The following is a 12,127-nucleotide window of genomic DNA, read 5'->3' as shown; positions in this document are numbered from 1 at the left end:
TTATGCGTCTACGTCAACGGCGCGTTTTTTCTCGTTGAGGTAGTTTTTCAGATAGCCGTCAATGACGCGCGGGTTCTGGCCATCTTGGATCGCCAGCAAGCCATCCATGATAAGGCGTCGATTCAGCTTTTCCTGATCTTTACGTAAACGGAGTTTATCGGCGATCGGGATCGCAACCATGTTCGCCAGCATCGCACCGTAGAGTGTTGTAAGAAGTGCTACCGCCATCGCAGGACCGATTGCCTTTGGGTCATCCATGTTTGAAAGCATGGCTACCAGACCAACTAGCGTACCGATCATCCCCATCGCAGGCGCAACGTCTGCCAACGCACTGTAAAACTGCGCACCGCTGTCATGGCGCTCGTCAGTCATGGCGATGTCTTTTTGAAGGGTCATTTTCACCACTTCCGCATCGTGGCCATCCACCAGCATATCGACGCCTTTCTTCATAAAAGAGTTGGTCACTTCCATCTCTTCCAAGGCAAGAAATCCACCTTTACGTGCGGCATCAGCCATCTCAACGACTTTCGCAATCAAGTCTTCCGGGTCATCAGCTTTAAACATAAAAGCTTTACCCGCGATTTTGAATGCACCAAAGAATTGCCCCAATGTGTATTTCATCATTACAACGAAAAGACTACCGCCGAATACGATGAGGGCAGACGGGACGTCGGCGAACATGCTCAAGGTACCACCGAGTAGCATCGCCATTATGATGAAGGCAAAAGCGCCTAGCATCCCTACAAGTGTCGCCAGATCCACAGAACGATCCCCTTAAAATGTGTAGCTAGAGTAACTTTCGAATTATCTAACTATCTTAACAGCTACTGTATTTAACGGCAGCAGCCGCGATAGTTTTAGCGCATCTTTATAAATTGTAGAAAAGCCCTTTTAATACACATAATTTCATTCAAGGATTTGACCCTTATCTGGCGCTGAGTTAACTTCTCCGCCATTCTCCCCAATGTAGAATCATCATGGCAGCCAAGAAACCAGAAAATATGACCTTTGAAGAGACACTCAAAGAGTTAGACACAATCGTGAATGGTCTCGAAAACGGTGAATTACCGCTCGATGCGGCGCTGAAGCAATTCGAACGCGGTATCTCACTGGCACGTCAAGGACAAAAAACCTTAACCGATGCCGAACAACGCGTAGAAATCCTTCTCGCTCAAGATGATAATGCACCTTTGGAACAGTTCGAAGATACCCGCGATGAGTAACACCGCTCTGCAAACCACCCTTCGTCATTATCAAGAACGCAACAATAGCCAGCTCGCACGTTGGATGGATTCTCTTGGTCATCACGACCAGCCTTTAATCCAAGCGATGAAGCACGGCACCTTGTTGGGTGGTAAACGCGTACGCCCCTATTTAACGTACGTGACAGGCCAACTCTTTGGTCTGGACGACGAGGCATTAGATACGCCTGCGTCCGCTGTTGAATGTATTCATGCCTATTCCCTTATCCATGATGATTTGCCCGCCATGGATGACGACGATTTACGTCGCGGTCAGCCCACTTGCCACATCGCGTTTGACGAAGCGAGTGCCGTATTAGCGGGTGATGCACTTCAAACTCTGGCCTTTACCATACTGGCTGAGGGTGATCTTTGTGACCAAGGCAATGCGTACCGTATTCATATGGTAAAAGAACTTGCTGCAGCGTCTGGTGCGGCAGGGATGTGTTTAGGTCAAGCGCTTGACCTTGCCGCTGAAGGCAAACAGGTTGATTTGAAAGCGCTAGAGACGATTCACAGAAACAAAACCGGTGCATTGATCCGATGCGCAGTAAGACTCGGCGCTTACGCCGCGGGCGACAAAGGCGTCGCATGCTTGCCACAACTCGATAAGTTTTCCGAAGCGATCGGCTTGGCGTTCCAAGTACAGGACGACATTCTCGACATTATCAGCGACACTGAAACTCTGGGAAAACCACAAGGTTCTGACGTCGCAGCGGACAAAAGTACGTATCCTGCGCTGCTGGGCCTTGAAGGGGCAAAAGAGAAAGCAGAACTTCTCTATAAAGAAGCACTACACGCGCTAGACGCAATCCCCTACAATACACAGCAATTAGAGCTATTCGCCCGGTATATCATCGAGCGCAATAACTAAAAACAATTAAGTCGCGCCAAAACGAATTTATGACTCTCGATATCGCAAAATACCCAACGCTTGCGCTGGCAAATACACCTGATGAATTGCGGACACTTCCGCGGGATGTGTTGCCGACGCTGTGTGGCGAGCTCCGAACCTATCTGCTCAACTCAGTGAGCCACTCGAGTGGACACTTTGCGTCAGGGCTAGGCACCGTTGAGCTCACCGTTGCTCTGCATTATGTGTACAACACACCTTTTGACCACCTCGTTTGGGATGTGGGTCACCAAGCTTATCCGCACAAAATTCTGACAGGTCGACGTGAACGCATGTCAACCATTCGCCAGAAAGACGGGCTACACCCGTTCCCTTGGCGCGAAGAAAGTGAATACGATGTGCTTTCCGTCGGCCACAGTTCCACGTCAATCAGCGCAGCGCTAGGGCTTGCTATTGCGGCGGAAAAAGAAGGCCGCGACCGCAAAGTCGTGAGTGTTATCGGTGACGGCGCAATCACTGCTGGCATGGCATTTGAAGCCATGAACCACGCAGGTGGTGTGCATTCAGACATGTTGGTCGTGCTAAACGACAACGAAATGTCTATCTCTGAAAATGTCGGTGCATTAAACAACCACCTCGCTCAATTGCTTTCAGGCAACTTCTACACCTCCATCCGTGAAGGCGGGAAGAAAGTTCTGTCTGGTGCGCCACCGATTAAAGAATTGGTGCGTCGCGCGGAAGAACACCTCAAAGGCATGGTTGTGCCAGGCACCCTGTTTGAAGAACTTGGTTTTAACTACATTGGTCCTGTTGACGGACACGATGTGGAAGAGTTGGTCAAAACCATCAAGAACATGCGTAACCTCAAAGGCCCCCAGTTCCTGCATGTGATGACCAAAAAAGGCAAAGGCTACGAGCCTGCAGAGAAAGATCCTATCGGTTACCACGCCGTGCCGAAATTCAACCCTGCTGAGAACAAACTGCCAAAAGCCGCTGCATCCGGCCCAACCTTTTCAAAAATCTTTGGCGATTGGTTGTGCGACATGGCAGCGGAAGATGAAAAGCTTCTCGCCATCACCCCCGCAATGCGCGAAGGGTCTGGCATGGTGCGCTTTTCAAAAGAATACCCCGATCGCTACTTTGACGTTGCTATCGCCGAACAACACGCCGTAACACTTGGCACTGGCATGGCCATTGGCGGCTATCACCCTGTTGTCGCGATTTACTCGACCTTCTTACAACGCGGTTATGACCAACTGATCCACGATGTGGCTATCATGGACTTACCCGTGATGTTCGCCATCGACCGTGGTGGTCTTGTGGGTGCAGACGGACAAACGCACCAAGGTGCCTTTGATCTGAGCTTTATGCGATGCATTCCGAACATGGTGATCATGGCACCGAGCGATGAAAACGAATGTCGCCAAATGCTTTACACTGGCCACAAACACCAAGGCCCTTCTGCTGTGCGCTACCCTCGTGGTACAGGCACGGGTGCAGACGTCGCGCAAGAAATGACCGCATTGCCCATCGGCAAAGGCGTGGTGCGTCGCCAAGGTGAAAAAGTGGCAATCCTAAGCTTCGGCACCATGTTGTCTTACGCACTGGAAGCCGCTGAAAACCTCAACGCGACCGTCGCCGACATGCGCTTTGTGAAGCCGTTGGATGAAGCCCTGATTGATGAGCTTGTGGCAACCCATGATGTGATTGTGACGGCTGAAGAAAATGCGATTGCAGGCGGTGCGGGATCAGGTGTGATTGAATACCTGATGAAGTCTCGTCAAATTAAGCCCGTGCTTCAAATTGGCCTGCCAGACAAATTTGTTCATCAAGGTACGCAGCAAGAGCTTCACCAAGAACTAGAGATTGATGGAAAAGGCATTGAGGCGCAAATTCGCCGCTACCTTGCCAGCTGATTGTTACAGGTAACAAGGCCGAAAACAGTGCCTTAAACCCGATCAAAAAACGGCGCATTCAGCGCCGTTTTCATTTTTAGTCATCGTCAGATCGCGCAGTGGTGTAAACACATCACCTTTAGGCAGGCTTACCACCAACCTAAATACGCGTGTCCTGACCATAGCGCGACCATCGACATTAAACCTGCGACAATGTCATCAAGCATGATGCCAATGCCACCATGAACTTGCTTATCCAGCCAACTGATCGGCCAGGGTTTTACCATGTCGAAGAAACGGAAAATCACGAAGCCAGCTAATACCGTCTGCCAATCCGTCACTGGTACCAGTAACATGGTGATCCAAAAGCCGACAAACTCATCCCATACGATGCTGCCATGATCATGAACGCCCATGTCCGACGAGGTGCGCTCACACAGATAAATGCCCACCGCAGACCCCAGCACAATGGCGATAATCAGCAAGGTGATGGATTGCGATGCCATCAGCAAATAGAAAGGTACAGCAGCGAGCGTGCCCATGGTGCCCGGCACCCAAGGAGACAACCCAGAACCAAAGCCCGTCGCTAGCAAATGGATGGGATTTGAAAGTCGAATTTTACTGATAGGGTTGCTCATACATCACTCCGAAAATGATCCCAACCGGCTAACTGCCAATCCACAGGTTGCCCCTGCCATTGCAATTGTAAGCCCTCTCCGTGACGAATTTGACCGATGCAGGTCACTGGGGTGTTGGTGTGAGCCAATGCCGTATCTACCGCCCCACGGTGGCTCTCAGGCACGGTAAAGCATAATTCGTATTCTTCACCACTAGACAACGCCATTTGAGCAGCTTTTTCAGCACTGCCTGTATATTCAAGCAAAGCATCTGAAACTGGCAGCGTTTCTGTATCAATCACTGCAGACACATTGCTGGCGTTTAGGATATGGGAAAGGTCAGCGACTAAACCGTCCGAGATATCGAGTGCAGACGAGGCAACCGCACGCAGTGCTTGCCCTGCTAACACACGTGGTTGCGAGTAGTAGTGGCGATTTAGCAAGGTTTCTTCGAGTTCAGAGCGTGGCATATTGCCAGAAAGAATGACCTCCAACCCCGCTGCGCTGTCACCCAAGTTACCAGTAACATACAGCCAATCACCCGCTTTCGCGCCATCACGACGGATCGCCGTTCCAGCGGGCACAATACCTTGTAGCGTGATAGTGATGCTCAATGGGCCTTTGGTGGTGTCTCCACCAATTAACTGCACATTGTAATATTCAGCAAGCTTGTAGAAACCGTCACAGAAGCCTGCGAGCCAGGTTTCATTCGGTTCAGGCATGGTGAGAGCAAGTGAACACCACGCAGGCACCGCGCCCATCGCAGCAAGGTCACTTAAATTTGACGCCAGCGCTTTGTGCGCGACTTTGACAGGATCGGCATCCGCCAAAAAATGGGTGCCTGCGACCAGCGAATCGGTCGTCACCACCAATTGGCTGTTTTCAGGAAGAGAGATCACGGCTGCATCATCACCGATGCCCAGTACCACGTCTTTTCGAACAACGGGCTGAGCCTTGAAATATCGATGAATCAAATCAAATTCGTTTCCTGACATCCTTTCATTCCAAACGTTAGAGGGCTGATAAGAAAAAGGCCAGCGAGGCTGGCCTTTTTATCTGTCTTTCAGATTATTTCTTTCTTAGTGTCGGTACGGCTTTATCAAGCACACCGTTCACGAATTTGTGGCTGTCTTCAGCGCCGAAACGCTTCGCCAACTCAATAGCTTCGTTAATTACAACTTTGAAAGGAACATCTTCACGTTTTGTTAGCTCATACATAGCTAGACGCAGAAGCGCATGTTCCATCTCATCCAGATCTTGGATTGGACGAGACAAGTAAGGACGCATTTTGCTGTCCATTTCTTGGTGGTTCAACACAACGCCGGCAAACAGGTCACGGAAGTAATCAACATCCGTTTCAGGTTGACGTAGACGTGGCTCTTCGGCCTGGTGCTCTTCTTCTTCGTAATTATCTGCCGAAAGAAACTGTGCTTCGATATCAGCAACGTTGCCTTTGGTTAATTGCCAAGAATAAATGGCTTGTAGTGCAAAATGGCGTGCATTACGCCTTGCGGCTGGTTTCACGATAACCCCCGTTAGGATTCGATTTGGGACAGGACATTTACCATTTCAAGCGCGCTTAGTGCAGCCTCTGCCCCTTTATTACCAGCCTTGGTACCCGCGCGTTCGATGGCTTGTTCAATGGTGTCAACAGTCAGGACACCAAAAGCAACAGGAGTATCAAACTCCAATGCAACTTGTGCTAGACCTTTGTTACATTCTCCGGCCACATAGTCAAAGTGTGGCGTACCGCCGCGGATCACTGATCCTAGAGCGATGATTGCGTCGTAACGACCGCTTTTTGCAACACGTTGAGCAACCAATGGCAACTCGTAAGCGCCTGGGCAACGTACTACAGTAATATTCTCTTCGCTAACCTGGCCCTGACGCTTCAGTGCATCAATGGCTCCATCCAGCAGACTTTCGTTAATAAAGCTGTTGAATCGGGAGATAACGATAGCAACTTGAGCATTTGGTGCTGCAAATGCACCTTCGATTACCTTCATGGGCCTTCCTGTGACTTATTTATCCGGATTGAGAAACCGCGGGATTCTATCACACTTTTCTGCAAAGCTTCTAGCGCTTATCCCGCAATGTATGGCGCGTATGTTTACGCCCTTTATACCCAAGTAACCTGAAGGTACTGGATTCAAGTTACTTGGGTATAAATCAAAAAACGCAGCGAGTGCTGCGCTTTCATCGTTAAATGTCTTTACTCAGTTTAGTCGCACACGTACTCGACCACTTTCAAACCAAAGCCAGAGAGTGCGTGATAACGCTTTGATGTCGATGACAACAAACGCATTTCTGTCACGCCAAGATCGGCCAAAATCTGCGAGCCAACCCCCACACGGCGACTTGTCCCCTGCCATTTGGCGGACGCTGGACGCTCACCCTTATCCTGCGCTTCAAAGTTGCGCACTTTTTCGATGATGCCATCGGCCGACTCTTCTTTACCGAGGATAACCAACACGCCGCCTTCCGCATTAATACGCTTCATCGCGTCCGTCAATGACCAACTGCGCTCTGCCGAACGGTCAGAGTGCAGCACATCGGTAAAAGTATCTTGCAGATGGACACGCACCATGGTCGGTTGGTTATCCACGTCACCTTTACGCAGCGCATAGTGCACTTGATTGTCGATGGTGTCTCGGTAGGTAATCAGGTCGAACTCGCCAAAATCGGTTGGCAGCTTGCACTCAGCAACGCGTTCAATGGTGGTTTCGTGGTTGTTACGGTACTCAATCAAGTCAGCAATGGTACCGAGTTTGATGTCGTGTTTCTCACCAAATTTTTCTAAGTCAGGACGACGCGCCATGGTGCCGTCTTCATTGAGAATTTCAACGATCACACCCGACGGAGAAAAACCGCCTAAACGCGCCAAATCACAACCCGCTTCGGTGTGACCAGCACGCGTCAGAACACCACCGTCTTGTGCCATCAAGGGGAAAATGTGCCCCGGTTGCACTAAGTCAGCCGCAACCGCATTCGGGGCCACAGCCGCTTCCACGGTGCGAGCACGATCAGCAGCAGAAATACCGGTTGTAACGCCTGTTGCTGCTTCAATAGAGACAGTAAACGCAGTGGAAAATTGTGCATTGTTGTCGCTAACCATCAGCGGCAGACCAAGACGTTGGCAACGATCTTTCGTCATGGTCAAGCAAATCAGGCCACGACCGTACATCGCCATAAAGTTGATGGCTTCAGGGGTAACCTTTTCAGCCGCGATGATTAGGTCGCCTTCATTCTCGCGGTCTTCATCATCCATCAGGATTACCATCTTGCCCTGACGAATATCTTCAATGATCTCTTCTGCGCTGCTTATGGCCATTGTTCTTTCCTTGTTACGTCTGCCTTTGCCCAAACGGCAAGGGTTACATTATTTAAGAAAACCCGACTCCGCGAGTTTTGCCATGGTCAATCCGCCTTCGCCTGTTTGCTGCGCGGCGCGATCGCCCATCATCAATCTTTCCAAGTAGCGAGCAATCACATCCACTTCGAGATTGACTTGCTTGCCGACACTCAAATCTTCAATGGTGGTTTCCAGTGCGGTATGCGACACAATGGTCAACTTGAAGCGAGCGCCATCAACGGCATTGATGGTCAAACTAATGCCATCAATGGTGACAGAACCTTTCTCTGCGAGGTATTTCGCCAAGCTTGCAGATGCTTCGAGCCAAAACTCGATCGCACGTCCCGATTGTTCGCGAGATACCACAGTGGCTAACCCATCAACATGGCCAGATACCATGTGACCACCAAAACGCGTGGTTGGCAGCATCGCTTTTTCAAGGTTCACTTTTTGCCCAGCTTGATAGTGCGCAAACGCAGTACGCTTCAATGTTTCCATCGAAAGGTCAGCAACATAGCCATTGCCTGTCAGTTCCACCACGGTCAAACACACGCCGTTGGTGGCGATGCTGTCACCCAGTTTCACATCTGACAGGTCCAGTTTTCCGCTTTCAACGGTCAGGGCGATGTCTGTCCCTTTTGGCGTAATCTTTTGAATACGGCCAACCGCTTCGATAATTCCTGTAAACATACTTCTTCGCTTTGAGTGTTACTGCTTGTGTAATCGCAGACGAATGTCGTTGCCTATTTGGCAAACGTCCGTCAAAGAATAGGTCGGGACATGTTCCATGGAGACGATCCCTTCAAGATTCACCAAGGCGCGGCTGTCCGATCCCATTAACTTGGGGGCTTGATAAACAATCAACTCATCAACAAGGTTTTCAGCAAGCAGGCTGCCCGCGAGCGTTGCCCCCGCTTCAACCCAAATGTGGTTAATGCCTTTACTCGCCAATGCACGCAATGCCGCGTTCAGATCGATGCCTTTCGCGCACTTTGGCACCACAACGACATCAACGTTCTCTTGTTCGAAAGACAGCGAGGCGTTCGCAGTAACAATGACGATGGCCCCGTCGAGCGAAAACATATGCGATGTCGGAGAAACAGTGCCATTTGAATCAAATATCACACGAATAGGCTGACGTAAGGTCGCCTCATCGTAGTGCGCTTTTACCTCTTGAGGCAGTTGTGCCCAGCGCACATTCAGCGATGGGTTGTCATCATGCACCGTCTGGCTGGTTGATAAGATCGCACCCGCAACAGCACGGAAGCCTTGGACATCACTGCGCGCTTCAGGCCCAGTGATCCATTGGCTTTTGCCATTGGCCAGCGCCGTGCGACCATCAAGGCTCGCGGCGAGCTTCAACTGAACAAACGGGACGCCGGTTTTCATCATTTTGATGAAACCAGGATTCAATGCCTCAGCCTGCGGTTGCATTAAGCCCACATCAACTTGAATACCTGCATCGCGCATTCGCTGTATGCCCTGACCTGCCACTTTCGGATTGGGATCCACCATGGCACAGACAACGCGGCTAACGTTGGCGTTGATCAGTGCGTCGGCACAAGGTGGCGTTCGGCCATGGTGGGAACAAGGCTCCAGCGTGACATAAGCTGTTGCGCCTAATGCACGCTCGCCCGCTTCACGCAAAGCGTGAACTTCTGCATGAGGTTCACCAGCACGAAAATGGAAGCCTTCGCCAACGATGTCATCACCTTGAGTGATCACACAACCAACGTTCGGATTTGGTGCCGTGGTGTAAATGCCGCGCTGCGCCAAATCGATCGCGCGCTGCATCATTTCTGAATCAAAAATAGAAAACATGGATCCGCTTATTTTTCTAGGCGAGCTATCTCTTCGCCAAAATCACGAATATCTTCAAAGCTATGATATACGGACGCGAAGCGAATATAAGCCACCTTATCGAGCTCTTTTAGTGCATCCATCACGAGGTTCCCCACCAAGGTAGACGACACTTCGCGTTCACCCGTTGCACGAATGGTGGATTTGATGGTGTTGATGGCTTTCTCGATATCGTCAGCACTGACAGGACGTTTTTCCAACGCTCGCTGAATACCGCCACGCATTTTATCTTCGTTGAACGGATCTCGGTTGCCATTAGTTTTGATGATACGCGGCATCACCAGTTCGGCAGTTTCAAACGTGGTATAACGTTCGCTACACGCTAAACACTGGCGACGACGACGCACCTGGTGGCCATCAGCCACAAGTCGTGAATCGATCACTTTGGTGTCATTTGCACCACAGAATGGACAGTGCATCTCGCCTCCTTCAATAATTGAAGAACAGTGTAACCGATTTAACCTAAAGGGTAAGTGGGTAGAATGACGAAAGTGGTGAATTTAGAGCCAAAAAAAGCACCCGAAGGTGCTTTTTATCGTCAATTTGCGGCTTACGCGTAAACAGGCAGACGCTTACAGATTTCAAGCACTTTGGCTTTGGTCGCATCGATAACATCTTGGTTTTCGATGTTGTCCAATACGTCACACATCCAGTTAGCCAGCTCTTTCGCATCATCTTGGGTAAAACCACGACGTGTAATAGCAGGAGAACCAACACGGATACCAGATGTAACGAATGGGCTGCGTGGGTCATTTGGCACACTGTTTTTGTTCACAGTGATGTTTGCCGCACCCAGTGCTGCATCCGCTTCTTTACCTGTGATGTTCTTGTCGATCAGGTCAACCAAGAACAAGTGGTTTTCAGTGCTGTTAGAGACGATTTTGTAACCGCGCTCTTGGAACTGAGCAACCATGGCTTTTGCGTTATCAACAACGCGCTGCTGGTAAGCTTTGAATTCCGGCTCCATCGCTTCTTTGAATGCTACCGCTTTTGCCGCGATAACGTGCATCAAAGGACCGCCTTGACCGCCAGGGAATACTGCTGAATTCAGCTTCTTGTACATGTCTTCGCCAGCGTTTGAAAGGATCAAACCGCCACGTGGACCTGCCAAGGTTTTGTGCGTGGTTGTGGTCACAATGTGCGCATGTGGGATTGGCGTTGGGTATACACCCGCTGCAATCAGACCCGCAACGTGTGCCATATCAACAAACAAGTACGCGCCCGCTTTGTCAGCGATTTCACGCATACGTGCCCAATCAACGATTTGAGAGTAAGCAGAAAAACCACCGATGATCATCTTTGGTTTGTGCTCAAGCGCTAGCGCTTCCATTTCGTCGTAGTTGATTTGACCCGCTTCGTCGATACCGTAAGGAATCACGTTGTAGTGCTTACCCGAGAAGTTTACTGGTGAACCGTGCGTCAAGTGACCGCCATGTGCCAAGCTCATGCCTAGTACCGTGTCGCCTGGGTTCAACAGTGCCATGTAAACCGCACTGTTTGCTTGAGAGCCTGAGTGTGGCTGTACGTTTGCGTATTCTGCGCCAAACAACGCACAAGCACGGTCAATCGCAAGTGCTTCTGCTTTATCAACGTACTCACAACCGCCGTAGTAGCGCTTGCCTGGGTAGCCTTCCGCGTATTTGTTGGTTAGCTGGGAACCTTGCGCTTCCATAACGCGAGGGCTGGTGTAGTTTTCTGACGCGATGAGCTCAATGTGCTCTTCTTGACGTGCAGTTTCTTCCTGGATCGCAGTAAAAAGCTCTGGATCGTAATCAGCGATATTCATGTCACGCTTTAGCATCTGTATCTCCTGACTCAGATTGTTCCCTAGGCTAACGTGTTTAACCAAGTTGGCTAAATAACTCGATAGAGACAAGTGATTTAGTCAACCTGGTTGTAACCTCAGAATAAGTGGGTTTTTACCGATTCTAAAACACCAGTATCCATGCGGACGCAAACGTTTTCGTCACGGTTTTCCTAACTGGTGCGATTCTACAAAATTTGTTGCGCAACAGGTAGTAGCAATCACATTTTTTTTGCGTTGCCGAACATGGTCATTTTTCATTCTAACCATGAATTCAATTCACCCATCAAGCGCAAAGCGGCATGAAACCGCTATTCAACCGGATGTGTAAACCGTTTTCCTTTACAGTGTGTAACGCATTTATGACACAGGCTGTTCGCCGTCTTTCAGGCACATCTTTTCAATGTTTTCCTGAGTCATTAAGATTTCCCACTTTTTGTTTTACTGGCTCGTTAGCAACGTCATTTTTTCCTTTAAAAACGACAAATTTGCGAAGCAACACCAT

General features: G+C 49.8%; 13 protein-coding genes. 3 read left to right on the top strand and 10 right to left on the bottom strand.

The window, feature by feature from the left end; all coding sequences use genetic code 11:
- Positions 1 to 762 carry a flagellar motor protein PomA gene (pomA, locus tag EQP46_RS19890; protein WP_129495295.1) on the bottom strand — a complete coding sequence of 254 codons (762 nt, stop codon included), beginning with the start codon at positions 760 to 762 and terminating at the stop codon, positions 1 to 3.
- A 215-nt stretch (positions 763 to 977) separates the two neighbouring features.
- On the opposite strand from pomA, the gene xseB reads away from it, so the two are divergent.
- Genes xseB through dxs form a run of 3 tightly spaced genes read left to right on the top strand, consistent with a single transcriptional unit; the run spans position 978 to position 4,010 of the window.
- Complete coding sequence (xseB, locus tag EQP46_RS19885; RefSeq protein WP_102318429.1) at positions 978 to 1,223, top strand: exodeoxyribonuclease VII small subunit; 246 nt, start codon at positions 978 to 980, stop codon at positions 1,221 to 1,223.
- Positions 1,216 to 2,115: a (2E,6E)-farnesyl diphosphate synthase gene (ispA, locus tag EQP46_RS19880; protein WP_129495294.1), complete on the top strand. Its 900-nt coding sequence runs from the start codon at positions 1,216 to 1,218 to the stop codon at positions 2,113 to 2,115. Before xseB ends, ispA begins: the two co-directional genes overlap by 8 nt.
- Before the next feature lie 29 nt (positions 2,116 to 2,144).
- On the top strand, positions 2,145 to 4,010 hold the full coding sequence (gene dxs, locus EQP46_RS19875; protein ID WP_129495293.1) for a 1-deoxy-D-xylulose-5-phosphate synthase: 1,866 nt from the start codon (positions 2,145 to 2,147) through the stop codon (positions 4,008 to 4,010).
- 128 nt (positions 4,011 to 4,138) lie between these two features.
- On the opposite strand, the gene pgpA is transcribed toward dxs, so the two are convergent.
- From pgpA to glyA, 9 genes are all read right to left on the bottom strand, one after another.
- Positions 4,139 to 4,627 carry a phosphatidylglycerophosphatase A gene (pgpA, locus tag EQP46_RS19870; RefSeq protein WP_129495292.1) on the bottom strand — a complete coding sequence of 163 codons (489 nt, stop codon included), beginning with the start codon at positions 4,625 to 4,627 and terminating at the stop codon, positions 4,139 to 4,141.
- Positions 4,624 to 5,601 (bottom strand): thiamine-phosphate kinase, encoded by a 978-nt coding sequence (gene thiL / locus EQP46_RS19865; RefSeq protein ID WP_129495291.1) that lies wholly within the window; start codon positions 5,599 to 5,601, stop codon positions 4,624 to 4,626. Before thiL ends, pgpA begins: the two co-directional genes overlap by 4 nt.
- Before the next feature lie 73 nt (positions 5,602 to 5,674).
- Positions 5,675 to 6,148 carry a transcription antitermination factor NusB gene (gene nusB, locus EQP46_RS19860; protein WP_420841390.1) on the bottom strand — a complete coding sequence of 158 codons (474 nt, stop codon included), beginning with the start codon at positions 6,146 to 6,148 and terminating at the stop codon, positions 5,675 to 5,677.
- On the bottom strand, positions 6,142 to 6,612 hold the full coding sequence (ribH, locus tag EQP46_RS19855) for a 6,7-dimethyl-8-ribityllumazine synthase (RefSeq protein WP_016959723.1): 471 nt from the start codon (positions 6,610 to 6,612) through the stop codon (positions 6,142 to 6,144). Before ribH ends, nusB begins: the two co-directional genes overlap by 7 nt.
- Positions 6,613 to 6,827: 215 nt before the next feature.
- On the bottom strand, positions 6,828 to 7,937 hold the full coding sequence (gene ribBA, locus EQP46_RS19850) for a bifunctional 3,4-dihydroxy-2-butanone-4-phosphate synthase/GTP cyclohydrolase II (protein ID WP_129495289.1): 1,110 nt from the start codon (positions 7,935 to 7,937) through the stop codon (positions 6,828 to 6,830).
- Between the two features lie 48 nt (positions 7,938 to 7,985).
- A complete protein-coding gene (locus EQP46_RS19845; RefSeq protein WP_129495288.1) occupies positions 7,986 to 8,648 on the bottom strand; it encodes a riboflavin synthase in 663 nt (220 codons plus the stop codon).
- A gap of 18 nt (positions 8,649 to 8,666) precedes the next feature.
- The gene (gene ribD / locus EQP46_RS19840) at positions 8,667 to 9,779 is read right to left on the bottom strand and encodes a bifunctional diaminohydroxyphosphoribosylaminopyrimidine deaminase/5-amino-6-(5-phosphoribosylamino)uracil reductase RibD (protein WP_129495287.1); all 1,113 of its coding nucleotides are present in this window, start codon (positions 9,777 to 9,779) and stop codon (positions 8,667 to 8,669) included.
- An 8-nt stretch (positions 9,780 to 9,787) separates the two neighbouring features.
- Positions 9,788 to 10,237 carry a transcriptional regulator NrdR gene (gene nrdR, locus EQP46_RS19835; RefSeq protein WP_017011356.1) on the bottom strand — a complete coding sequence of 150 codons (450 nt, stop codon included), beginning with the start codon at positions 10,235 to 10,237 and terminating at the stop codon, positions 9,788 to 9,790.
- 131 nt (positions 10,238 to 10,368) lie between these two features.
- Entirely contained in the window at positions 10,369 to 11,619 is a 1,251-nt protein-coding gene (gene glyA, locus EQP46_RS19830) for a serine hydroxymethyltransferase (protein WP_129495286.1), read from the bottom strand.
- Positions 11,620 to 12,127 lie beyond the last annotated feature (508 nt).

Origin of the sequence: Enterovibrio baiacu (assembly GCF_004120195.1) — a bacterium.
GTDB lineage: Bacteria > Pseudomonadota > Gammaproteobacteria > Enterobacterales > Vibrionaceae > Enterovibrio > Enterovibrio baiacui.
The sequence above is the reverse complement of the archived record's forward strand: the minus strand, read 5'-3'. Positions and strand labels throughout refer to the sequence as shown.